The sequence below is a fragment of the Pseudomonas fragi genome, assembly GCF_002269505.1.
Lineage (GTDB): Bacteria > Pseudomonadota > Gammaproteobacteria > Pseudomonadales > Pseudomonadaceae > Aquipseudomonas > Aquipseudomonas fragi_D.
In genome coordinates this window covers 108483-132338 of the sequence record NZ_NQKQ01000011.1, presented here as the reverse complement: position 1 = coordinate 132338, position 23856 = coordinate 108483, and the positions used below count along the sequence as shown (strand labels likewise).

Genomic DNA, 23856 nt, shown 5'->3' with positions numbered 1-23856 from the left:
TAGGAAAAGCCCGCGTGTGCGGGCTTTAGCCGATTTAAATCAAAATGCGACAGAAGTCTGCACATAGAGCGTGCGTGGCTCGCCCACGTATTTGCCCTTGTTGTTGTCGTCAAACGAGCGGGTGTAGTACTCGTGGTTGAGGATGTTTTTCACCCCGACCGCCACGTTCAGGTCAGACAGTTGGTGGCCAAAGTCATAGCCCACTCGGCTGTTGAACACCATGTAACCAGGGATCAGGCCGGTGCTGCCGTCGGCGCTTTCGGCGCGGGTGTTGGCGTTGTCAGCGAACTGGTTGCTCTGGAAGGTGCTGTCGAGGTTGGCTTTCCACGGGCCTTCGGTATAACCGACGCCGATGCTGCCTTTATTTTTCGAGGAGAACGGCACGCGATTGCCTTTATTCGGCCCATCTTCGCGGATAGTCGCATCAACATAGGCATAGGTCGCGTACACGTCGAACCCCGCCAGTATCGGGCTCAGACCGTCGAGTGCGTAGTTGACGCTGGCCTCGATACCCTGATGACGGGTCTTGCCCCGTGCGATCACTGTGTCGGTGGTCTGGTTGCTATCGTATTGATTGTTGAAATTGATCAAAAATGCGCCGATCTCCGCGCGCAGGTTGCCGTTGTCGTAGCGTGTGCCAAGTTCCCAGGTGCGGGCTTTTTCCGGTTTGACTTCGCCGCCGGTCACGCGGTTGGGCATCTGGCTGTACTGCACGCTACCGAAGGACCCTTCGGTGTTGGCGTACAGATTCCAGCTGTCGGTGACGTGGTACATCACGTTCAGGGCTGGCAGCGGGGTGTTGTAGTCGCCCTTGTATTTGACGTTGGTCAGCAGGTTGGTTTGCTGCTGTTCGATCATTTCGTAGCGAATGCCGGGGGTGAAGGTCCATTTGCCGATGTCGATCTTGTCATCGATAAAGAACGCATGGGCCTCGGTGGCGCCACGGGTGTCGCGGTCATTGCGGCTGTTGGTGGTGGGCAGTTCGTTGGCGGCAATCGGCGTGCGGTAGCGCAGTTCATGGCCGGCTTCGTTGATGTAGCGATAACCCGCGCCTACTTCGTGGCTGCTGTTGCCCAGATCAAAGCCTTGGGCGACGCGGGTTTCGATACCGCGCACCCAGTATTCGCGGGGGGACAGCGAAAGGAAGCTGCCCTGGTCGAGATAGCCGCTGCGCAGGGTCTTGGTGAAGAAGCTATTGACCGTGAACTCACGTCGATCTTCCTGGTAGCGATAGCCGAAGTTGACCAGGGTGCGACGGCCCCAGAACTTGTCGTTGGGGCGGGTCGATTGATAGGGGTCAGCCTTGTAGGCAGCAGTGCTCAGGCCGCCGGGCATATCGGCTTCGCCATCGTAGTACTGGGCCATGGCGTGCAGGCTGTTGGCTTCGTCGATCTGGTAGTTGCCTTTGAGGATCAAGTCGTCGATGCGCGTGTCGCTGTGCTGGCGCCAGTCGCCGCCACGCACGCCGGAGTACAGCAGGGCGCCGCCCAGGCCGTTGTCGGCCGTGCCGCCTGCCAGCAGGTTGGCGGTTTTCTTGAAGCCGTCCTGGGTGGACGACGGGCTGGTTTCGGTTTGCAGGCCGACTTTTACCGTCGGCTCGTCAGGAATGGCGCGGGTCACGAAGTTGACGATGCCGCCGACGTTCTGCGGGCCATAACGCACGGCACCGCCGCCACGCACCACGTCCACCGCATCCATATTACCCATGCTGATGGGAGCAAACGACAGCTGTGGCTGACCGTAGGGGGCGAAGGGCACCGGAATGCCGTCCATCAACACGGTCGACCGGGTTGCCAGGCGCGGGTTGAGCCCGCGGATACCGAAGTTCAGGGCCATGTCATGGCTGCCGGTGCCGTTGTTTTCCGGGGCGTTGACGCCAGGGATGCGGTTGAGCACTTCGCGGGCACTGGTGGCGCCCTGGCGTTCGAACTCTTCACGGCGGATCACGTCACGGGCGCCGGGATGTTCGAACACATCGGTCTGCGCGGCGTCGCCGAGCCAGTCACCGACCACGCTGGACGCGCCCAGCTCAATGCTTGCCGGTGCCGTTGAGGCAGTTGCCGGCTGTAGGCTGAACGCCCCCTGGCCTTCGGCGCGGGCTTGCAGGCCGGTGCCTTCAAGCAGGGCTTGCAGACCTTGTTCAGGGTCGTAGGTGCCTTCCAGGCCCTTGCTTTGAAGACCGCTGGCGGCGGCGGAGCTGAACGAAATCAGTACCCCGGCTTCGCGTCCGAACTGGTTGAGAGCGTTTTCCAGCGTAGAAGGTGCGATGTGGTAAGCCTTGGTGTCGGCAAACGCCATCGGCAAGACGCTGAAACTCAAACTGGCACCCAGTAGCAAACGGGCCAGGGACGTAAGGCGGAAGGGCTGAGCGGGCATGAAGGGATCCTGTGAGGATGAGAATCGAAGTGGCTTACCTTCTCTGTCACGCCAGATCCGAAATCAGCTCATTTTTTAATTTAAATTCAGATGCGTGTGGGAACGAGCCTGCTCGCGATGGTCTGCGTCAACGACCTTCGCGAGCAGGCTCGCTCCCACAAGGGGAGAATGCACGTTACACCCGTGCTTCCACCGTTACCCAATAGCGGGTAAAGCGCTTGATCCGCACCGGCAAGCTGACCGCCAGCAGGTCCAGCACGCGCTCACTGTCGTCCACCGGGTAGGTGCCGGAGATCAGCAGGTTGGCGACGCTCGGGTCACAGTTGAGCTGGCCACGGCGATAGCGACCCAGTTCGGCGAGAAAGTCCGCCAGGCGCATATGCGCAGCCACCAGCATGCCGTCAGTCCATGCACCGCTCCCGGCATCGAGCGGGCGTGGAGCATTCCAGGCCAGGCGGTTGAAGCTCAGTTGCTGGTGCGGCTCAACCCATAGTGCACTGCCCGTATGCGCCGTTGGCATCAACGCAACCCGACCATCGAACACAGCGACTTCAGTACGGTCGTCAAATTGGCGTACATTCAGGCGCGCGCCCTGGGGCTGCAAGCTGCCGTGGGCGGTGAGCACCCGCAAAGGCCGCGAATCTCTGGCGGCAGTCAGCAGCATTTCGCCTTCGAGCAGGCGGATGACCCGCTGCTGTGCATCAAATTGCACATCCACCGCACTGGCGGTGTTGAGCTGGAGCTGGCTGCCATCATGCAGTTGCACGTTGCGCCGCTGGCCCACCGGGCTGCTGAAGTCTGCCAGCAACGGGGTGACGGGCAACTGCTCGCGCAGGCCCCAGGTCAATGCCGTGCCTGCGCCTAAAAGCAGCAACAGCTTCAATGCCTGACGGCGGCTGCTGCTTTTAGGCGCGTTCAAGGCCGCATGGGCCAGTGGCGACGATAAACCGCGCAAGCGCTGGTTGATGCGCTGGATATGCTCCCACGCCCGCTGGTGTTCAGCATGGGCGTGTAGCCATTGCTCCCAGGCCTGCTGGCGCCTGGGGCTGAGCGCACCGCCCTGCATTTCTATCAGCCAGCTGACTGCTTGTTCGGCCACCGCCGTGCCGATGTCGGGCGGTGCATTGAATGCACCGTTCACAGGGCGAAGTAGCAGCGCAGGGCTGCCTTGCTCAAATGACGTTTGACCGTGGCAATCGAAATGCCCAGTTGAGCGCCAATTTCGGCGTAGCTCAGACCATCGACCTGGGCCAGCAAAAACGCCCGTTTTACCGGGGAGGGCAGGCCGTCGAGCAACTGATCGAGTTCAATCAGGGTTTGCAGAATGATCGCGCGTTCTTCTTCACTGGGAGCGACCTGTTCGGGCATCTCGGCCAGTGCCTGCAGGTAAGCACGCTCCAGGTCCTGGCGACGGTAGTGGTTGAACAGCACGCGCTTGGCGACCACGGTCAAAAACGCCCGGGGTTCAGTCAGGGGTGGGGTTTCGCGCGCGGTCAGCAGGCGCATGAAAGTGTCCTGGGCCAGGTCGGCGGCATTTTGCGGGCAGCCCAGCTTGCGCCGCAGCCAGCCCGTGAGCCAGCTGTGGTGGTCCTGATACAGAACCTCGACGGTGTTTGACTGCGACAACGACCACTCCGGCTGCGCTGAATAGCGCTTTAGAGAACAAGAATTGTTCGCATTGTAGTGGTGGCTTATTGCATTGAGCAATCACCACTTATCAATGGCTGTCACGCAGCCCGTCATCTGCTTTTGCATATGAGAATATTTATCATTAGTATCGCTTTCCTTTTGACCTGCGCATCGATCTCCATGACCCCACCCGAACTCAAGGATGGCCCCAACAGTGAACCGCGCCAGGGACGAGCGCATTTTCTGCAGGTGTTTTTGACCCAGCGTGCGCAAATGGAGGCGCTGGTGAGCCGCCGCGTGGGTTGCCGGGCCACGGCTGCCGATCTGGTGCAGGACCTGTTCCTGCGTTTCTGGCGGCGGCCACTGGTGCAGGTTGAAGAGCTCAGCACCTATCTGTTGCGCTGTGCGGGCAATATCGCCATCGACCATTTGCGCAGCGAGGGCACGCGTGAGCGCGTCAGCCATCACTGGCAACCCGAACCTGACGCCAAAAGCTGTGAGCCTCAGGCAGCCCTGGAGGCCGGCAATGATTTGCGCCAGGTCGAGGCGGCCCTGCGCAGCCTGCCCGAGCGCACGCGGCATATTTTTCTGCTCAACCGCATTCACGGTCGCACCTATGCCGAGATCGCCAAGGTCATGGGGGTGTCCCAAAGCGCTGTCGAAAAACATATGATGCGCGCCCTGGAGGCCTGCAAGGCCAGCCTGCGAGAGCCGCCATCAGGGACAGCGTTGTGATCAGTCGTACAAGAGTTGCCGTTACTGCCGAGCAAGAGCGCGCCGCGCTGGCATGGCTCAGTGTGTTGCATGATCAACCGGACAGCGGCGATCAGGCCACTTTCAGTCGCTGGCTGCTGGCTGACCCGGCCCATGCCGAGGCCTATGCCCAGGCCCAGGTGGTGTGGGAATTAAGCGAAGTCGCAGGTGCCACTCTGGCCGACGAAGAGTCGCTGGTCATGCAGCGTTACCTGTCGGCAATGGATAAGTCCCGGCGCAGCCGCTTGCGGCACTGGTCTGGCGGGTTGGCCATTGCGGCGTGCCTGCTGCTGATGGTCGGTGTGTTTGCCGGTTGGCAGCCGGCGCGCTGGGTGGACGATCTGGGCGCGGACTATGTGAGTGCGCCGGGGCAAGTTCGCACTGTGGTGCTGGCCGATCAATCGCAGGTCACGCTGGATGCCGACAGCGCCATTGCGGTGAACTTCAGTGGCGGTGAGCGCCATGTGCAGTTGCGCCGCGGCGTGGCCTTTTTTCACGTGACCCACACCGGCGAGCCATTTGTAGTGGATGCCGACGGTGGTGAAGCACGGGTACTGGGCACCGAGTTTGAAGTACGCCTGCAACCGGGTGGTGCGCAAGTCACCGTGTTGTCCGGGCGGGTAGGGGTCAAGGCGGGCAAGAATGCAGCGCAGCAGATCCTTACTGCCGATCAGCAAATAGCCTACGACGCCGGGGTTACCGATGCAGTGCATCGCGTCGACAGCCAGGCACGCCTGGGCTGGCGCTCGGGCTGGCTGAGCTATTACAAAACCCCGCTGGTTGATGTTGTGGCCGATCTCAAGCGTTATTACCCGGGCCAGATTGTACTGCTCAACACTGAGTTGGGTGCCAGGAAGATCAGCGGCAGTTTCCCCAGCCAGGACCCGCAAGCGGTGCTCAATTCATTGCAGGGCGTGCTCGGGTTTGAACAGCACAACGTGCTCGGGCTGATTGTGTTGCGTTGATGGCTTGCCCTCACCCCAACGGCTGATTAGTGGTGTTCCTGAATGTGCATGTGGTCAGCTCCCTCTCCCTGGGGAGAGGGTTGGGGTGAGGGGAAAAGACGGAATACACATTTTTTTTCATTGCAGGGTGAGGTAACTCCCGGCTCCATCCGTGTAGTGCTTGAAAATGCGAAGAATTCGTATTCCGTATCAGGTCGACATACAGGTCATGAGCATGAAGTCCAGGGCAAGTTCGGTGAAACAGTGGTTGGGAGCTTCTGCATTCGTGATGGCCGGGCTGGCGCTCAACCCGCTTTACACGGCAATGGCTGCCGAGTCGCCGCAACAGCAGGCTGGTGCATTGTTTGATTTCAACCAGCCAGCCAAACCGCTGCCCCAGGCGCTCAATGACTTTTCCCGGCTAACCGGCCTGAGCGTGGTTTACACCGACGAAGCTCCCTTTGGCCTGCAAGCGCCGGCGGTCAAGGGGCGCATGAGTGCCGACCAGGCCTTGCAGCAGTTGCTCGCGCAGTCGGGCTTCAACGTGCGCCGCACTGACGCCAACACCTTTGCCCTCGAACCCCAACCCACGGCAGGGGCCCTGAACCTGGGGGCCACCAGCATTACCTCGCTGGCCTCAACCGACACCAGCTACCAGCCGCCAGCCACCACTTCGGTGATGCGCGGTACGGGCTCGTCCATGGAAGTGCCGCAAACCATCAACGTGGTTGCCGCCCAGGTGATTCGCGACCAGGCACCGCGCAATCTGGATGATGCCCTGAACAATGTCAGCGGCATCACCCAGGGCAACACGCTGGGCAGCACCCAGGACTCGGTGATGAAGCGCGGCTTTGGCGATAACCGAGACGGCTCGATCATGCGCGACGGCATGCCGTTGGTGCAGGGCCGGGCCATGAACGCTGCCACTGAGCGGGTCGAGGTGCTCAAGGGCCCGGCCTCGCTGCTCTACGGGATTCAGGACCCGGGCGGTGTCGTCAACGTGGTCAGCAAAAAGCCGCAGCTGGAGCAGTACAACGCTGTGACAGTGCGCGGCTCAACCTACGGTGCGGGTAAAAACGGCGGGGGCGGCAGCCTCGACAGCACCGGGCCGCTGGGTGATTCGGGGCTGGCCTACCGGATGATCATCGACCATGAAGACGAAGATTACTGGCGCAATTTTGGTGTGCATCGCGAAACCCTGATCGCGCCGTCGCTGGCCTGGTATGGCGACAACACTCAGGTACTGCTGGCGTATGAGCATCGCGAATTTCTGACCCCGTTCGACCGTGGCACGGCCATCAATCCGGCGACCAATCATCCGCTGGACATTCCGGCCACTCGCCGCCTGGACGAGCCGTTCAACAACATGGAAGGGCGCTCGGACCTGTACCGCCTTGAAGTCGATCACGACCTCAACGACGACTGGAAAGCCCATTTCGGTTACAGCTGGAACCGTGAAACCTATGACGCCAGCCAGGTTCGGGTTACCAAGGTCAACTCCGACGGCACCCTGACGCGCAAAATGGACGGCACCAAAGGCGCGATCACCACCGATCGCTTCAGCACCTTCAGCTTGCAGGGCAAGGTTCAGGCTGCTGGCATGCAGCATGACCTGGTGTTTGGCGTGGACGACGAATACCGCAAAATCTACCGTGCCGAGCTGATCCGCCAGGACAGCCAGTCCACCTTCAATTACGAAAACCCGGTGTATGGCAATGAAGTCGCTGGTACCACCGTGAGCGCCAGCGACAGCAACCAGACTGATCTGCTGCGCAGTGATTCGCTGTTCGCCCAGGACTCGATCCATCTCACCGACCAATGGATTCTGGTGGCGGGCGCACGCTTTCAGAAATACGACCAACTGGCGGGCAAAAGCATTCCGTTCAAGGCCAGCACCGATACCAACGGGGTGAAATGGATTCCGCGGGCCGGGCTGGTGTACCGCTACACCGATGAACTGTCGTTCTATGGCAGCTATACCGAATCGTTCAAGCCCAACTCCTCGATCGCTCCGCTGACGGGCGGCGTGGTACTGGACTCCTCCATCGCGCCGGAGCAGTCGAAATCCTGGGAACTGGGGGCCAAGCTGGATATCCCGGGCCGCATCACCGGCACCCTGGCCTTGTACGACATCAAAAAGCGCAATGTATTGGTGTCTTCGACGGTGGACGATGTCACCGCCTATTCGGCCGCGGGTGAAGTTCGTTCGCGGGGTCTGGAACTGGACGTCAGCGGTCAGTTGACGGACCAGTGGAGCCTGATCGGCAGCTATGCCTACACCGATGCCGAAGTGACCAAAGACACCACCTACCAGGGCATGCGCCTGCAGAACGTGGCCAAGAACAGCGGTTCGCTGTCGGCGGTGTATGACTTTGGCAGCATCGTGGGCGGTGACAAACTGCGCATAGGCGCGGGTGCGCGCTATGTAGGCGAACGGGCGGGGGATGCCCTGAACGACTTCGACCTGCCGGGCTACACCGTGGCAGATGCCTTTGCCACCTACGACACCAAGGTTGAAGGGCAAAAGGTCAAGTTCCAGGTCAACGTCAAAAACCTCTTCGACCGCACGTACTACACCTCGGCAGCCAGCCGCACGTTCGTGTCCATCGGCGATGCGCGGCAACTCACGTTTTCCAGCACTCTGGAGTTCTAAGGCCGCCGGCGTTACCGGAACACCGCCCGATACTCCCCCGGCGTGCCGCCCAGGCTTTGCTTGAAGCGGTTGGCGAAGTGGCTGGCGCTGGCGAAACCACAGGCCAGTGCCACGTCACCCAGCGCCAGCGTGCTGTTGCGCAGCAGGTCGCGGGCACGGGCCAGGCGGCGGGCCAGCAGGTATTGATGGGGCGGGACGCCAAAGCTTTCGCGGAACATGCGCGCAAAGTGGTATGGCGATAGCGCGCACTGCGCTGCCAGGTGGCCGATGCTCAACGGCTCGGCCAATTGGTGTTCGATGTACTCGATTAGCTGGCGCCGCTGAAAGGCCGCAAGCCCGCCCTTGAGTTGCAACCCTTCGCGCAGGCCCACCTGGCTCAGTACGGCATGGTCGAGCAGGGCGCTGGCCAGGCTGCTGGTGAGCAGGCGTTCGCCGGGTTCGTCCCAGTTGGTCTGGATCAGTTGATGAAAGCGGCGGGTTTGCTGCTCGTCATCCTGAAAGGTCAGTTCCCGCAGTTGCATCTCCCGCGGTTCGCGGTCGAGCAGGGCGATGCAGCCCAGGGCAAATTGCTCCTGGCTGACATACACATGGGCCAGGCGTATTGCGCCATTGATCACCCACGCCGATTGATGATCGGCGGGCAGCACGCAGAGCTTGCCCGGTGAGCCCTTGGCGCCCGGTTGTTCGCGCCTGAAAGTGCCGGTGCCGCCGGAGATGTAGCACGACAAGGTGTGGTGCGTCGGTGCTTCATATTCACGGGCATCGTGGTGGTTGGTCCACAAAGCGGCAGCCATGCCTTCACCCAGTTCGGCACTGTGCTCCAGACGGGCATTGGGCGAGCTGTTCATGGACTGGAAGACTTGCAGGGTATCGAATGCGGGCATGTTCGCATCCTACTCCGTCGCGCTGCGGCTGCCAGCCCCGGGCCAACAAAAGCGCAAGAATCTGCAAGTGCGCGCACCGCAGCAGGCCCAGACTGAAGGCCATTGTCTGGAGTGCGCCATGAACCTGTTCTTGTATGTGATGACTGTCTTGATCTGGGGCACCACCTGGATCGCCCTCAAGTTGCAATTGGGGGTGGTGGCGATACCGGTGTCCATCGTTTACCGCTTTGGCCTGGCTGCGCTGGTGCTGTTTGCCGTGCTGTTACTCAGCCGCAAGTTGCAGGTGATGAACCGGCGCGGGCACATGATTTGCCTGGCCCAGGGGCTGTGCCTGTTTTGCGTCAACTTTATGTGCTTTTTGACCGCCAGCCAGTGGGTGACCACGGGGCTGATCGCGGTGGTGTTTTCTACCGCCACGCTGTGGAACGCGCTGAATGCGCGGATTTTCTTCAAGCAGAAAATCGCCCGCAACGTGATTGCTGGCGGTGCATTGGGGATGTTCGGGTTGGGCTTGCTGTTCTGGCCGGAGTTGAGCGGGCATGCCGCGACGCCGCACATTGCCCTCGGGCTCGGGCTGGCGTTGATTGGTACCCTGTGTTTTTCGGCGGGCAATATGCTGTCGAGCCTGCAACAGAAAGCCGGACTCAAGCCGCTGACCACCAACGCCTGGGGCATGCTTTATGGTGCCAGCATGCTGGCGGTGTACTGCGCGCTAAGGGGTATCCCGTTCGATATGGAATGGAACACGCGCTATATCGGTTCGCTGTTGTACCTGGTGATACCGGGTTCGGTGATCGGCTTTACCGCGTACCTGACACTGGTCGGGCGCATGGGCCCGGAGCGCGCTGCTTACTGCACGGTATTGTTCCCGCTGGTGGCGCTGAATGTGTCGGCCTTTGCCGAAGGCTACCAGTGGACCCCCCCGGCGTTGGCCGGGTTGGTGCTGGTGATGCTGGGCAATGTGCTGGTGTTTCGTAAACCCAAGCCGGTGGCCCTGCAGGCAAAGCTGGCGTGAGGACGGCCCCCATCTTGTGGGAGCGGGCTTGCTCGCGATGGCAGCGACGCGGTGTATCAATCACACCTCGGCGATCCAATCGCGAGCAAGCCCGCTCCCACAACAGACCTTGCGTCAGCCCTTGAACACCTGCGGGTTGACCAGATCTTGCGGGCGTTCGCCCAGCAGGGCGCTGCGCAGGTTGGTCAGGGCGCGGTTGGCCATCGCCTCACGGGTTTCGTGGGTGGCCGAGCCGATATGGGGCAGGGTCACGGCGTTTTTCAACGCGAACAGCGGTGACTCGCTTAGCGGTTCTTTCTCGTAAACGTCCAGGCCGGCGCCGCGAATGGTGCCGTTTTGCAGGGCTTCGATCAGTGCCGGTTCGTCGACCACCGGGCCACGGGAGATATTCACCAGAATGGCGCTTGGCTTCATCAGCTTGAGTTCGCGCTGGCTGATCAGGTGCCGGGTCTTTTCGCTCAGGGGCACGACCAGACAGACGAAATCAGCTTCGGCCAGCAACTGGTCGAGGCTGCGAAATTGTGCGCCCAATTCTTGTTCAAGTGCGGCCTTGCGGCTGTTGCCGCTGTACAGGATTGGCATGTTGAAACCCAGGCGGCCGCGACGGGCAACGGCTGCGCCGATATTACCCATGCCGACAATGCCCAAGGTCTTGCCGTACACATCGCTGCCAAACAGGGCCGGCGGCACGCTGGCTTGCCACTGGCCGGCCTTGGTCCAGGCGTCCAGCTCGGCGACCCGACGGGCGCTGCTCATGATCAGGGTAAAACCCAGGTCGGCGGTGCTTTCGGTCAGCACATCCGGGGTATTGGTGAGCATGATGCCGCGTTCGTTGAAGTAATCGACATCGTAGTTGTCGTAACCCACCGAGACGCTGGAGACGACCTCCAGCTGCCGGGCATTTTCCAGCTGCTTGCGCCCGAGTTTGCGGCCGACGCCGATCAGACCGTGGGCGTGGGGCAGTGCCTCTTCGAACTGGGCATTGATATCGCCCAGCTTGGGGTTGGGCGCGATGACGTTGAAATCCTGTTGCAGGCGCTCGATCATCTCGGGGGTGACGCGGCTGAAGGCAAGAACGGTTTTCTTGGTGCTGGAAAGGCTCATCTGAACAAGACTCATCGGCTGTCGGGAATGTAAGCACGCTAACATTCTCGCCCGTCCGCTGCCAATCCTTGGCCCGCTCCCACAAAGTCGCAATCAGCTATAGGTGGCCAGTTCAGTCTGATGCGCCGCCAGAATTTCCGGCAACGAGCTTTTCAGGTATTCGACCCAGGTCTTGATCTTGGCATCCAGGTACTGGCGCGACGGGTAGATGGCGTACAGGTTCAGTTCCTGAGAGCGATACTTGGGCAGCATGCGCACCAGCGTGCCGTTGCGCAGGCCTTCGATGGCGGCGTAAACCGGCAGCACGCCGACGCCCATGCCGCTGGTGATCGCAGTTTTCATCGCGTCGGCCGAGTTGACCAGAAACGGCGAAGAATTGATCAGCACCATTTCCTGGCCTTCCGGGCCTTCGAACACCCATTTGTCCAGGGCAATCACCGGGCTGACCAGGCGCAGGCAGGAGTGGTTGAGCAGGTCACTGGGCTTGCTGGCCGTACCGTTGGCTTTTACATAAGCAGGCGATGCACAGACGATGCTGTAGGTAATGCCCAGACGCTGGGACACAAAGCCCGAGTCCGGCAGTTCACTGGCCAGCACGATGGACACGTCATAGCCCTCGTTGAGCAGATCCGGCACGCGGTTGGCCAGGGTCAGGTCGAAGGTCACATCCGGGTGGGCCTTGCGGTAGCGGGCAATGGCGTCGATCACGAAGTGCTGGCCGATGCCGGTCATGGTGTGCACTTTCAGTTGCCCGGCGGGGCGCGAGTGGGCGTCGCTGGCCTCGGCTTCGGCTTCTTCGACATAGGCCAGGATTTGCTCGCAACGCTGTAAGTAGCGTTTACCGGCCTCAGTCAGGGCGATGCGCCGGGTGGTGCGGTTAAGCAGGCGTGTTTGCAGGTGGGCCTCAAGGTTGGAGACCGCGCGCGAGACGTTGGCCGTGGTGGTGTCCAGCATGGCGGCTGCGGCCGTGAAACTTCCGGCTTCGGCCACACAACTGAAGGCGCGCATGTTTTGCAAAGTGTCCATGAAGTGCTCTCAAGGGGCGATATAGGGGACAGCAACCAATTACACAGCAACAAATTGTGACATGAAGTTTCAGGCTTTACAGGCCGCATTTCATTCGACCAACGGATTATCCCAAGAACGGTAATAAAGATTCACATTTATGCCCGCTTATCGTTGTGCCCGCCAAGCCATAGACTTCTCTATCTCAAGCCTCATCCCCCCTCCTTTCAGGAATTTGCAGCAGTGCAGCGTCGCATCAGCAGAGAGCTCAAAGCCCTCAGTGTTCTGGCTTTATCGTTAGCATTAAACGGCTGCATCGGTTTTGGAGGCATTGCGCCCAAGGGCAGCATGCTTCCCGCCAATGCCTTGGCCACCGACGAGGCGATTCAAAGCGCCGCGAAAGACGCAAACTGGCCCAAAGCCCAATGGTGGCACGCTTATGGCGACCCGCAACTGGATGAGTGGATCAGCCTTGCCGTACAGGGTAGCCCAACGATGGCAATGGCTGCAGCCCGTGTGCGTCAGGCCAGAGCCATGGCCGGTGTTGCCGAGTCGGCCGAGTCGCTGCAAATAAACGGTGAGTCGACGCTCAAACGGCACAACTGGCCGTCGGACCAATTCTATGGCCCGGGCGCGCTGGACAACTCCACAACCTGGGACAACAACGCTGCGCTGGGCTTCAGTTTTGCCCTGGACCTGTGGGGCCGCGAAAGCAATGCCAGCGAACAGGCCGTGGACATGGCGCACATGAGTGTTGCCGAAGGTCGTCAGGCCCAGCTCGAACTGCAGAACAACGTGATTCGCGCCTACATCCAGCTGTCGCTGCATTACGCCCAGCTCGATATCGTCGAATCGACCTTGCATCAGCAAGAGCAAATTCTCGACCTGGCGCAAAAGCGTCTGGACGGTGGCATCGGTACCCATTTTGAGGTCAGCCAGGCGCAAGCGCCGCTGCCCGAGATCCATCGTCAGATTGATGCCCAGGAAGAAGAAATCGCCCTGACCCGCAACCAGCTTGCGGCGTTGGCAGGCAAAGGCCCGGGCGATGGCGCACGGCTGAAGCGTCCGACCCTTGCCTTGAACACGGCCCTCAAGTTGCCATCGACCTTGCCTGCGCAATTGTTGGGGCAACGCCCGGACGTGGTTGCCAGCCGCTGGGAAGTGGCAGCACAGGCCCGCGGCATCGATGTGGCGCACGCCGGTTTCTACCCCAACGTAGACCTGGTGGGCAGCATCGGCTTTATGGCCACCGGTGGCAGCGCGCTGGGTTTTCTGACCGGCAAAAAGCTCAATTACAACGTTGGCCCGGCAATCTCGCTGCCGATATTTGACGGTGGTCGACTGCGCTCGGAGCTGGGTGTGGCTTCTGGCGGTTATGACATGGCCGTGGCCAAGTACAACCAGACGTTGGTGATTGCGCTAAAGGGCATTTCCGACCAGTTGATCAAACGCGAGTCGATGGAAAAACAGCAGGTCTTCGCTGCCGAATCGGTGCAGGCCGCGCAAAAAACCTACGACATCGCCGTGGTCGCGTTCCAGCGCGGATTGACCGACTACCTCAACGTGCTTAATGCCCAGACCCTCTTGTTCAAGCAGCAGCAGATCCAGCAACAGGTCCAGGCGGCCCGCCTGAGTGCTCATGCCGAGTTGGTGACAGCGTTGGGTGGCGGCCTTGGCGCTGGCAATGATGTGCCCAAAGACGACCGTTATGTGCCCGACAAGCCGCCGGCCGTGATGGCGCTGTTCAACCACTGAACCTGATCACACCCCCCCCGATGGCTAATTTTGAGAGCCTGTAGATGAACCACTTGCCCGCCCCGGTACGCTGGCTGTATTCCCTGGAATGGCGCCGTGGCTTTTTTGACTGGGCACGCAGCGATGGCGTGACCTGGGTACATATTTTCAAAGTGCTGGTCGCCGCTTTTTTGACCCTGTGGCTGGCCATGCGTCTTGAGCTTCCGCAACCGCGCACGGCGATGATCACCGTGTTTATCGTGATGCAGCCGCAAAGCGGTCAGGTGTTCGCCAAAAGCTTTTACCGGTTTTTGGGCACCCTGACCGGCTCGGCGGTGATGGTCGCGCTGATCGCCTTGTTTGCACAAAACACCGTGTTGTTTCTCGGTGCGATGGCGATCTGGGTAGGTATCTGCTCGGCCGGTGCTGCCCGCTGCCGCAACTTCCGTGCTTATGGCTTTGTGCTGGCCGGTTACACCGCTGCAATGGTCGGCTTGCCTGCCCTGGCCCACCCCGATGGCGCCTTTATGGCCGCAGTGTGGCGGGTGCTGGAAATCTCGCTGGGCATTCTCTGCTCCACCGTAGTCAGCGCAGCCATCCTGCCGAAAACCGCAGGCGCGGCCATGCATGACGCGCTGTACAAACGCTTTGGCGTATTTGCCGGTTTTGTTGCCGAAGGCCTGCGCGGCCAGTCCTCACAGGAGGCCTATGAGGCCAGCAACGTGCGCTTTATCGGTGAAAGCGTAGGCCTGGAAGGCATGCGCAGCGTGACCGTCTTCGAAGACCCGCACATGCGTCGTCGCAGTGGCCGCCTGAGTCGTTTGAACAGCGAATTTATGGCCATCACCACGCGCTTCAATGCCTTGCACCAGTTGCTCGCACGTTTGCGCAGCCGTGGCGTGGTTGATGTGGTTTCGGCCATTGAACCGGAACTGGAGATCCTGGCGCAGTTACTCGACACTTATGCCGGTCGCTCGTTGACCGATAAAGACGCGGCCTTGCTCGCCGAGCAACTGGATGCCTTCAAGGCGAGCCTGCCAGGGCATGTCCGTGCGTTGCGGGTCAAGTTTCTGGAAAGCGAGCCCAGCCCGTCTGACTTCCTCGACTTCAACACCGCCTACGAGCTGCTGTTCCGTTTTGTCGACGACCTGCACAGCTACGCGCTGACCCACGCCTCGCTGGCCGATCACACTCACGAACGGGAGCGTTGGGACCAACCGTTTATTTCGCAGACCAACTGGTGGTCGGCGGCCGCTTCCGGGATTCGGGCAGCGTTTATCCTGGCCGTGCTTGGCACCTACTGGGTGATGACCGCCTGGCCCAGCGGCGCCATGATGACCCTGATCGCCGCCGCCACGGTGGGCTTGTCGGCCGCCACGCCCAACCCCAAACGCATGGCCTTTCAGATGGCCTGCGGGACCTTCCTGGGGGCGTTGATCGGCTTTGTCGAAATGTTCTTTGTGCTGCCGCATATCGACGGTTTCCCGCTGTTGTGCCTGGTGCTGGCGCCGGTGATCGTGCTCGGTTCGTTCCTTACTTCGCGGGCCAACTACGCCGGTGTCGGCCTGGGCTTGCTGATCTTTTTCAGCACCGGCTCGGTCCCCGACAACCTGACGATCTACAACCCGTACCAGTTCATCAATGACTACATTGCGATGGTCATGGGCATGCTGGTGTGTGCTGCTGCCGGTGCGATAATCCTGCCGCCCAACAGCCGCTGGTTGTGGAGCCGTCTGGAGCAGGATCTGCGTGAGCAAGTGGTGTATGCCATCAGTGGCAAATTGCGCGGCCTGAGCTCCAGCCTGGAAAGCCGTACCCGCGACCTGATGCATCAGGCTTATGGCCTGGCCGCTGGCAAGCCGCAGGTTCAACGCCAATTGCTGCGCTGGATGTTTGTGGTGCTGGAAGTCGGTCACGCCATTATCGAACTGCGCAAGGAACAGGCCATTTTGCCGGTTCACCCGGCGTATGCCGAGGCCCAGCCGTGGCGTCAGGCCATCCGGGTCATGGGCCGGGCGCTGGTGCGGCTGTTTATCGCCCCCAGCGAAAGCAACCTGGAACGTGCGTTGATCGCCGTCGACCACGCCATCAGCCGCGTGCAGTCCACCGACGAACCCTTTGCCCGCAACTTCGACACCTCGGCGCTGGTCCGGGTGCAAAGCTACCTGCATTTTATCCGTACATCACTGCTTGACCCGCAATCGCCGCTGGCCACTTATGCCCAGCCGCAAGGACTTGAACATGCCTCGTGAAATCGCCTTCCACGGCGTCTACATGCCCACCATGACCCTGATGTTTTTTATTGCGGCGGGGTTGGCATGGGGCTTTGACCGACTGTTTTCCGGCTACGACCTGTACCGCTTCTTCTGGCACCCGGCGCTGCTGCGCCTGAGCCTGTTTGCTTGTCTTTTTGGCGCCATGGCGCTCACTGTTTACCGTTGAGACCGATCCGATGAAAAAGTTCTTCAGCCTGCTTGCCACCTTGCTGGTTTTGGCCCTTGCGATATGGATCGGCCGAACCCTGTGGGAACATTACATGAACACCCCGTGGACCCGTGATGGACGGGTGCGGGCCGATATCATCAACGTGGCGGCCGACGTCAACGGCTATGTGGTCGGCGTGCCGGTCAAGGATAACCAGTTGGTGAAAAAGGGCGATGTGCTGCTGGAAATCGACCCTGAACATTACGAAATCATGGTCAAGCAAGCCCAGTCGCTGGTGGCTTCCCGCAAGGCGACCTGGGAAATGCGCAAGGTCAACGCCCATCGTCGGGCTGACATGGACAGCCTGGTGATCTCCCGCGAGAACCGTGACGACGCCAGCAACATCGCCGATTCGGCTCTGGCCGACTACCAGCACGCGCTGGCGCAACTGGACGCGGCGCAGCTCAACCTCAAACGCACCAAGGTACTGGCCACGGTCGATGGCTACGTAACCAACCTCAATGTGCATCGCGGCGACTATGCGCGGGTGGGCGATCCGAAAATGGCCGTGATCGATCAGGATTCGTTCTGGGTTTATGGCTTCTTTGAGGAAACCAAACTGCCGCATATTCGTGTGGGCGACAAAGCCGACCTGCAAATGATGAGCGGTGAAGTATTAAAGGGCCATGTGGAAAGCATCTCGCGGGGTATCTACGACCGCGATAACCCCGAAAGCCGTGAGCTGGTGGCCGACGTTAACCCGACGTTCAACTGGGTGCGTCTGGCCCAGCGGGTGCCGGTGCGCATTCACATCGACGAAATCCCCGATGGCTTCCTGCTGGCAGCGGGTACGACCTGTACGGTGATCGTGGATCAGGGCAAGGCCGAGTAACCCGATTCAACTCAATTCTTGTGGGAACTGGCCTGCCAGCGCTGCTGTTCGGTACACAGCCGTGATGCCTTCGCGAGCAGGCTCGCTCCCACAGGTTTAATCCGCGCTGAATGTCTCGTGCAAATGCCGCCACAGCACCTTGCCGCTGGCGTCTTTCTCGAATACCACGGTAGCGCGCCGATCAGTGCGGTTGCCGTTATGCTCCTCCTGCAGCTCGCGGTAGCTGACCACGGCACCGCCTGCATGCAGGGCAATGCCCTTGAACTCGCTGAGGGTGATGTTCAGCCCCGGGCGTGCACCGCGCAGTTGTTCAAACAGTGTTTCTACGCCATCGATATCCAGCACCGCCCCGCTGGGCGCAATCATCGAAAACTGCGGCGAAAAACGTCCCAGTAAAACTGGCAGCACGCCGGGCTCCAGGCCAGAAAACCAGCCTTCAATCTCGACGTGGGTTTCGCTTACCAGGTCGAAGTAGCTCTTATAATCACTCATCACAATCTCCAGATCAGGGTGCGAGCAAGGCCAGCACGCGGGATGTATCAAGGCGTAGAACGGGAACCAGCGGCACCAGCGTCAACGCACAACCGATGGCAAAGCATAGGGCAAAGGCGTGGGGCGTCGAGGTGATTACGGTCAATGCACCAAACAGGGCCATCATCAGGGCCGGGCCGAGCAGAAAGCTCAATTGCCGGTTGATGTTCCATAGTGCGCTGGCATGACCCATGTGCTCGGGTGTGATATCGATAAAGGCGGTGTTTTGTGCAGTGCTGCTGCACAGGCTGCCACCAAAGCCCATCAGGCCATACAGGGCGATTGGCAGCCAGGTGCCTTGAGCATCAATCCGGGTCAGTAGACCGATGCCAAGGGCTTGAGCTGTCATGCCCAGTACAAGCAGCGGTTTTGGCCCCAGACGGTTGAATTGGTAACGGCTCAAACTGATGCCCAGTGCCGATGCCAGCGCCCAAGGCAGCATTAGCGCGCCAGTTTGTGCAGGACTCAAGCCCAGTTGATGCAGGTACAGAATGCTCACCAGTTGAGTGCCGATAAAAATTCCGGGAATAAACATATAGGTCAGCATGGCGACGCGCAGCAGCGGGCTTTTGAGCAAACGCGCCATATCGAGGGCACCCGCCGTTACGCTTTGATAACTCAGCGCAGGGCGCGAAGCAGGGCGGGGCTCCGAGGCAAGCCAGCAAGCGGCCAGTAACAGGGCAAGCAGCGCCAGTGGCAGGTTGGCGTAAAACACCCAGCGCCACGACCAGGCCTCGACCACCCAGCCGCCCACTGCCGGCGACAAGGCGGGTACCAGCAGCGCGACCAGCAAGATCACCGAAGTCAGGCGTGCCCGCTCCCGCACGGGAAAGTGGCGATAGACCATGGCTTGCCCCACCGGAATCAACAAACCACCCGCCAGCCCCTGCAGCAGACGCCAGCCAATCAGGGCTTCAATTGAACCCGACTGCGCCACGCACCATGACGCCACGCTGAACATCAGCAGCGAGGCCATGATCAGGCGTTTTTCACCGAACACGGCTGCCAGCCACACGCTGGGTAAAATGATCAGTGTCAGGCCGAGCATATAGGCATTGCCGACCCAGGCCAGCTGCGTAATCGAAGCCTGTAGTTCCTGGCTGATTTGCGGGTAAGCAATGGCAGCGGCGAACATGTTCACCAGATCCAGGGCAAAGCCCAGCAAATACACCAATGCGATCTTGTTGCGGTAGGCCATGGTTGGCTCCTTGTCAGCAGAGCGCACAATAAGCAGCTTTAACGGGTGGAGGAACCGTCCGCCCGCTGCTAGATTGTCAAAAATATTTTGACAATTAGCGGGTTATTACATGGTTAGCCTCGATCGGTTCGACACCTTCAAGGCCGTGGTCGAAGCCGGATCCCTTACCGCAGCGGCTGATTTACTGGGGCAAACCCGTGCCGTGGTCAGCTTCAATATCAAGCGCCTCGAGGCTGAGCTGGGCGTGACCCTGCTCACGCGCAACACCCGGCGGCTGGCGCTGACTGAAGCGGGGGAGCGTTTTTATGTGCATTGCTTGAGCATGCTGGAAGCGGCCCGGCTGGCGATTGACGAAGCGCGCAGCGAGCACACCGAACTCAAGGGCACATTGCGCATCACTACCACGGTGGAATATGCGCTGGCCAAAGTGGTGCCGGCGCTGGAGCTGTTTCGCGCCTTGCACCCTGACCTGAGTGTCCAGCTGTCGACCTCTTCGACCCACGCCGATTTGATCTCCGAGCGATTTGACGTGGCGCTGCGTCTGGGCCGCGTGCTCGACTCCAGCCATCGTGCCGTGCAGTTGAGTACCTTCGAGATTCTGCCGGTGGCCTCACCGGCATTCGTTGCCAGCGCGGCGCCGATAGACAGTGTGCACGCTCTGGAGCAAACGCCGTGGCTGGAACATGGGCGGGTCGGTGAATTGAGCATTACCGAGTTGCGCACGGGCGTGGTCAGGCCCTATCAGCCTAACCCTGCGCTGGCGCGGATCAAGGCGGACAATTCATCGGTGTTGCAGGCTTTTGCGCTGACGGGGCAGGGTGTGGCCATCTTGCCGGACTGGTTGATCGAGGATGACTTGAAGGCCGGGCGACTGGTGCGTCTGCTGCCCGAGTGGCAACTGACGCGCCAGGGGGTGTACGCGTTGTATCCCGATACACGGCATTTGCCACTGAAGGTGCGGGTGTTTATCGATTTTATGAAGGGCATGAGTGTCGGGCTGAGCAAAACCCTGTAGTCGCTGCCGCAGGCTGCGATAAGGTCCGCAGGACCTTCGCCTTTGAAAAACAGGATCGCTGCGCAATCCATCGCAGCCTGCGGCAGCGACTACAAGTCGTGTCGGCTGAGGCCAAACCGCTTCATCAGGATTTTTTCCAGCAGGGCAGCGGGCACCAGCGCCGCCAGCAGTGGCAGGGCGAAGCTGCCATTTCCGTAGCGCAACAACATTGGCGGCTTGGGTTTCATGACGGCCTTGAGCACCGCGTCGGCAAAGGCTGTGGCCGCTGTGGGATTGTCCTGTGAGGCCCTGGCCCTGGCGCGAATACCGTCGCGCATGGGCCACCATGGCGAGTCCTCGCCGATCAGTTGCTCAGCCCGGGCGCTGGCAGTTTTCGCGAAGCGGGTATCAATGGCCCCGGGCTGTACTTCCAGCACGCGAATGGCGAAAGGCGCCAGCTCCATGCGCAGGGCATCGCTCAAGGCATGCACTGCAGCTTTAGAGGCACAGTAGGCGCCGGCAAACGGGGTGACCAGTACGCCGGAAACACTGCCGATATTGACCACCAGCCCCTTGTTGCGGCGCAGCGCCGGGAACAGCGCGCGGGTAACGCCCACGATGGAAAATACATTGGTTTCAAACTGCTGTTGCAGACCTTCGACGCCGCCATCGAGCAACGGCCCTATCGCGCCGTAGCCGGCGTTATTGATCAGCACATCCAGTCCGCCGCCTGCGTGCTCCAGTTGTTCGGCCAGGTGCGTCAACGCCTGCGGATCGTTCACGTCCAGCTGCACGGCGTGCAACCCTGCTGCCGTCAACTGCGCCACATCCTCAGGTTTGCGGGCACTGGCCCAGACGTCATGGCCCGCCGCCTTGAAGGCATCGGCCATGGCGCGGCCAATACCGCTGGAACAACCGGTGATCAAAACACGGAGCATGGGAACATCCTTAATTGGAAAAACTGCCTTGCAGGCGTTCTGCCCGAAATTCGAGGGTTTGCGGGCGATAACCGGCGCGCAGTGGCGGCATCGGCAAGCAGTCCTGCCAGCTTGCTCCGGCTTGCAGCTCGCCGGGGCCGCGGTAGCGCGGGGCGGTGTAGAGGTTGTCGGCCAGGTTGACGGTGTCCCCCGGTGCATAGGCGGCGATGCGCCAGCCAAGCTCGACCAGTGGCACGTCATTGCTGTTTTTCAGGGTCAGTTGCAGCGGCCGGTCTGCCGGGCATTGTGCCGGGTCATAGACGATACGCAGCTCCAGACGTGCCAGCTGCGCTGCTTCGCGACTGTCCAGCCACGCCACCGACGCGGCAACTATCGCCAGCCCCAGTACGGCGGCCAGCGAAACCGGCAATGCCTTGGCCGGGTAGCGCAGCAACAGGACAAGCCAGGTGATGATCAGTAATACGCCGATGAACATGGCTGCGCCTCTAGCAGGGAATACCTATAACTTACCAGCATGAGGCATGCAGCGCTGTCACTGCGGGGCGTGGTCGCGCAAAAACACCAGCGAATCCGGTTTCGACTGTTCGGCGCTGAAGCGATAACCCTGCTCATCGAACTGCTTGAGGTGCTCCGGGTTGTTGATGCGTTCCTTGATCACGAATCGGCTCATCATGCCGCGGGCCTTTTTCGCATAGAAGCTGATGATTTTATGCTGGCCGTTTTTCAGGTCCTTGAACTCGGTATTGATGATGCGCGCGTTCAATGCCGACTTTTTGACCGCCGAGAAGTACTCGTTGGACGCCAGGTTGAGCAAAACGTCATCGCCTTGTTCGGCCAGTGCCTGATTGAGCCATTCGCTGATGTGTGTGCCCCAGAACGCATACAGGTCCTTGCCCCGTGCGTTGGCCAGCTTGGTGCCCATTTCCAGGCGATACGGCATCATCAAATCCAGCGGGCGCAGCAGGCCGTAGAGCCCCGAAAGCATGCGCAGATGGGTTTGCGCATAGTTGAAGTCGGCTTCGCTGAAGTCCACGGCGTTGAGGCCGGTGTACACATCGCCTTTGAATGCCAGCAGTGCCTGCTTGGCATTTTCAGGGGTGAACGCAGGCGTCCAGCTGCCAAAACGCGCTGCGTTAAGGCCCGAAAGCTTGTCGGACAAGTGCATCAGCTCGCCAATCTGTTGCGGGCTCAGTTCGCGCAATTGCTCGATCAGTTCCTGGGAGTGGTCCAGGTACTGCGGCTGGGTGAAACGTGCTGTGGCGGGCGGCGTTTCGTAATCGAGGGTCTTGGCGGGTGAAATCACCATCAGCATGAGGTCGTCTCCTTTTAGCGTCGGGGGGATTCTAGGGGGTTGGGCGGTTTGACTCCACCTATGACGCCAATAGAGAGCAAATCCACAATCCCGTAACGACTGACGCGGCACAGGGCCTCTGTCTGGCGCGTTATAGTACTGCCAGTTTTCACAGGGAGATTGACCCGTGCGCATTGCTCTTTTTTTCTCGGTCTGGCTGCTGTGTCTGGGCGCAGTCGCTGCGCCCAATGCCCCGGCAACCCTGGATCGCAGCACCTGGCCCGAGCAATTGACCAGTCCGGCGCTGTTCGATGTCGCCTCGCGGGCCGAAATCCTGGCCTTCGCCCATGCCTTGCTGATCAGCGAGGCGCTGGATGAAAACGCACTCAAACAACGCCTGGGCCTCAAAGCCATCAACGTCGATGCCATCGATAATCTACGCAAGCGAATGTGGCAGCGCTTGTTGAGCAACTACAATTTTGCCCAGCAAAGCTGCGATCAGGATGCGTCGTTTTGCTATTACGTGGACGGCATGGACAGCTTGCGCGAGCAGGCTGGCAAGTTCGCCATCGCCGACGATTCCTTTTATGTCGCCTGGGCTGAGCCGAGCCGTGAATTTCACCAGCGCTATCTGGATGAACAACTGCGCAAGGCCGCTCTGTTTCCGCAAATCAGCAGCGAAATAGCCCTGTTTGGCGATCAGGAAAACAACGGCGATACGATGAATGACCGATTGTTCCTGCTGACCTTCGACAGTGGCCCCACCCAGTCACCGGGCACCACCGACTGGCTGGCAGATTACCTGCGCAAGCAATCGATCCGTGCGAGCTTTTTTGTGCTGGGCAACAGCCTGCAGATGCGTCTGGACAAGAGCGGCGGCCAGGCCGTGCAAGCACTGTACAAGGGCCAGTGTGTAGGCGTGCAGGGCTGGGAGTACCGCTCCCATAGCCACTGGCAAGCCTGGCAGGATTCGATCCTGCGCAGCGCGGCTCTGGTCAGGCAGGTTTTGCCGCACAATTATCTGGCACAGTTTCGCCCGCCCTATGGGCAACGGCGGGAAGACAGCGGGGCGTTTTTTCAGGAGCAGGGCATTCAGGTGTCACTGTGGGACATTGATGCCCAGGACATGGCGGCCAACCTGGGTGCCGAAGAGTCGGCCCAGCGGGTATTGAGCCTGATGCTGCTGTGGCGCCACGGGGTGATCAAGTTTCACGATACCCAGGACAAGGTGCGCACCGCGCTGCCCTGGCTGCTCAAGGCCACGGCACAAAGCGGGCTCGGTTGGGAAGACTGCTAAGTGCTGTAGAAACAGGCAGTTAATACCTAACTTTAGTACCGCTTATGGCATTCGCCAAGGCTATTCGTCATTCAGAAAAATAAAGTCATTAATCGCTAAAAAAGCTTTTTTTTGTCACACGTTTAGGAGTATTACGAAGATAGACGGCCGAAACCTGCGACACAGGTGGCGTCTTCCAGGACGCCATCGGGCAG

21 protein-coding genes are annotated in these 23856 nt (G+C 60.3%); 10 read left to right on the top strand and 11 right to left on the bottom strand.

The features are described 5' to 3' along the window. Positions 1–39: 39 nt before the first annotated feature. The 3 genes from fecA to CJU81_RS12250 form a co-directional block, all read right to left on the bottom strand. Positions 40–2376, bottom strand: coding sequence for a TonB-dependent Fe(3+) dicitrate receptor FecA (gene fecA, locus CJU81_RS12260; protein WP_095036824.1), 2337 nt, complete (start codon positions 2374–2376; stop codon positions 40–42). Between the two features lie 175 nt (positions 2377–2551). Then, positions 2552–3517: a FecR domain-containing protein gene (locus tag CJU81_RS12255; protein ID WP_095036823.1), complete on the bottom strand. Its 966-nt coding sequence runs from the start codon at positions 3515–3517 to the stop codon at positions 2552–2554. Further along, positions 3514–4002: a sigma-70 family RNA polymerase sigma factor gene (locus tag CJU81_RS12250; protein ID WP_095036822.1), complete on the bottom strand. Its 489-nt coding sequence runs from the start codon at positions 4000–4002 to the stop codon at positions 3514–3516. Before CJU81_RS12250 ends, CJU81_RS12255 begins: the two co-directional genes overlap by 4 nt. 183 nt (positions 4003–4185) lie before the next feature. On the opposite strand from CJU81_RS12250, the gene CJU81_RS12245 reads away from it, so the two are divergent. The 3 genes from CJU81_RS12245 (at position 4186) to CJU81_RS12235 (ending at position 8355) form a co-directional block, all read left to right on the top strand. Continuing rightward, positions 4186–4740 carry an RNA polymerase sigma factor gene (locus CJU81_RS12245; RefSeq protein ID WP_095036821.1) on the top strand — a complete coding sequence of 185 codons (555 nt, stop codon included), beginning with the start codon at positions 4186–4188 and terminating at the stop codon, positions 4738–4740. Further along, positions 4737–5723 carry a FecR family protein gene (locus tag CJU81_RS12240; protein ID WP_095036820.1) on the top strand — a complete coding sequence of 329 codons (987 nt, stop codon included), beginning with the start codon at positions 4737–4739 and terminating at the stop codon, positions 5721–5723. Before CJU81_RS12245 ends, CJU81_RS12240 begins: the two co-directional genes overlap by 4 nt. Before the next feature lie 214 nt (positions 5724–5937). After that, positions 5938–8355, top strand: coding sequence for a TonB-dependent siderophore receptor (locus CJU81_RS12235; protein WP_095036819.1), 2418 nt, complete (start codon positions 5938–5940; stop codon positions 8353–8355). Between the two features lie 11 nt (positions 8356–8366). Here the strand turns inward: CJU81_RS12235 and CJU81_RS12230 are convergent, their stop codons facing one another. Further along, on the bottom strand, positions 8367–9239 hold the full coding sequence (locus CJU81_RS12230) for a helix-turn-helix domain-containing protein (RefSeq protein WP_095036818.1): 873 nt from the start codon (positions 9237–9239) through the stop codon (positions 8367–8369). A gap of 118 nt (positions 9240–9357) precedes the next feature. On the opposite strand from CJU81_RS12230, the gene CJU81_RS12225 reads away from it, so the two are divergent. Continuing rightward, positions 9358–10254, top strand: coding sequence for a DMT family transporter (locus tag CJU81_RS12225; protein WP_095036860.1), 897 nt, complete (start codon positions 9358–9360; stop codon positions 10252–10254). A gap of 114 nt (positions 10255–10368) precedes the next feature. On the opposite strand, the gene CJU81_RS12220 is transcribed toward CJU81_RS12225, so the two are convergent. Together CJU81_RS12220 and CJU81_RS12215 are read right to left on the bottom strand one after the other, a co-directional pair. Next, the gene (locus CJU81_RS12220; protein ID WP_095028950.1) at positions 10369–11358 is read right to left on the bottom strand and encodes a 2-hydroxyacid dehydrogenase; all 990 of its coding nucleotides are present in this window, start codon (positions 11356–11358) and stop codon (positions 10369–10371) included. Between the two features lie 93 nt (positions 11359–11451). Then, positions 11452–12384 (bottom strand): LysR family transcriptional regulator, encoded by a 933-nt coding sequence (locus CJU81_RS12215; RefSeq protein WP_095036817.1) that lies wholly within the window; start codon positions 12382–12384, stop codon positions 11452–11454. Between the two features lie 222 nt (positions 12385–12606). Here CJU81_RS12215 and CJU81_RS12210 point away from each other — a divergent pair, with 222 nt between their 5' ends. From CJU81_RS12210 to CJU81_RS12195, 4 genes are read left to right on the top strand one after another with little or no spacing between them, the layout of a single operon-like run. After that, complete coding sequence (locus CJU81_RS12210) at positions 12607–14118, top strand: efflux transporter outer membrane subunit (RefSeq protein WP_095036816.1); 1512 nt, start codon at positions 12607–12609, stop codon at positions 14116–14118. A 44-nt stretch (positions 14119–14162) separates the two neighbouring features. Beyond that, positions 14163–16349, top strand: coding sequence for an FUSC family protein (locus CJU81_RS12205; RefSeq protein ID WP_095036815.1), 2187 nt, complete (start codon positions 14163–14165; stop codon positions 16347–16349). Beyond that, complete coding sequence (locus tag CJU81_RS12200) at positions 16339–16539, top strand: DUF1656 domain-containing protein (RefSeq protein ID WP_016781859.1); 201 nt, start codon at positions 16339–16341, stop codon at positions 16537–16539. The genes CJU81_RS12205 and CJU81_RS12200 overlap by 11 nt, the downstream gene beginning before the upstream one ends. Before the next feature lie 10 nt (positions 16540–16549). Next, the gene (locus CJU81_RS12195) at positions 16550–17413 is read left to right on the top strand and encodes an efflux RND transporter periplasmic adaptor subunit (protein WP_016781860.1); all 864 of its coding nucleotides are present in this window, start codon (positions 16550–16552) and stop codon (positions 17411–17413) included. 96 nt (positions 17414–17509) lie between these two features. On the opposite strand, the gene CJU81_RS12190 is transcribed toward CJU81_RS12195, so the two are convergent. Both CJU81_RS12190 and CJU81_RS12185 read right to left on the bottom strand, forming a co-directional pair. After that, entirely contained in the window at positions 17510–17905 is a 396-nt protein-coding gene (locus CJU81_RS12190) for a DUF4440 domain-containing protein (RefSeq protein WP_095036814.1), read from the bottom strand. A 13-nt stretch (positions 17906–17918) separates the two neighbouring features. Beyond that, on the bottom strand, positions 17919–19142 hold the full coding sequence (locus tag CJU81_RS12185) for an MFS transporter (RefSeq protein ID WP_095036813.1): 1224 nt from the start codon (positions 19140–19142) through the stop codon (positions 17919–17921). Between the two features lie 109 nt (positions 19143–19251). Between CJU81_RS12185 and CJU81_RS12180 the strand changes: the two genes are divergently transcribed. After that, complete coding sequence (locus tag CJU81_RS12180) at positions 19252–20157, top strand: LysR family transcriptional regulator (protein ID WP_095036812.1); 906 nt, start codon at positions 19252–19254, stop codon at positions 20155–20157. Between the two features lie 89 nt (positions 20158–20246). Here the strand turns inward: CJU81_RS12180 and CJU81_RS12175 are convergent, their stop codons facing one another. The 3 genes from CJU81_RS12175 to yaaA are packed head-to-tail and all read right to left on the bottom strand — an operon-like array spanning position 20247 to position 22386. After that, positions 20247–21074, bottom strand: coding sequence for an SDR family oxidoreductase (locus CJU81_RS12175; protein WP_095036811.1), 828 nt, complete (start codon positions 21072–21074; stop codon positions 20247–20249). 10 nt (positions 21075–21084) lie between these two features. Then, entirely contained in the window at positions 21085–21549 is a 465-nt protein-coding gene (locus tag CJU81_RS12170) for a multidrug transporter (protein ID WP_095036810.1), read from the bottom strand. Positions 21550–21606: 57 nt separating this feature from the next. Next, the gene (gene yaaA / locus CJU81_RS12165) at positions 21607–22386 is read right to left on the bottom strand and encodes a peroxide stress protein YaaA (protein WP_095036809.1); all 780 of its coding nucleotides are present in this window, start codon (positions 22384–22386) and stop codon (positions 21607–21609) included. Positions 22387–22552: 166 nt separating this feature from the next. Between yaaA and CJU81_RS12160 the strand changes: the two genes are divergently transcribed. Beyond that, complete coding sequence (locus CJU81_RS12160) at positions 22553–23662, top strand: polysaccharide deacetylase family protein (RefSeq protein WP_095036808.1); 1110 nt, start codon at positions 22553–22555, stop codon at positions 23660–23662. Positions 23663–23856 lie beyond the last annotated feature (194 nt).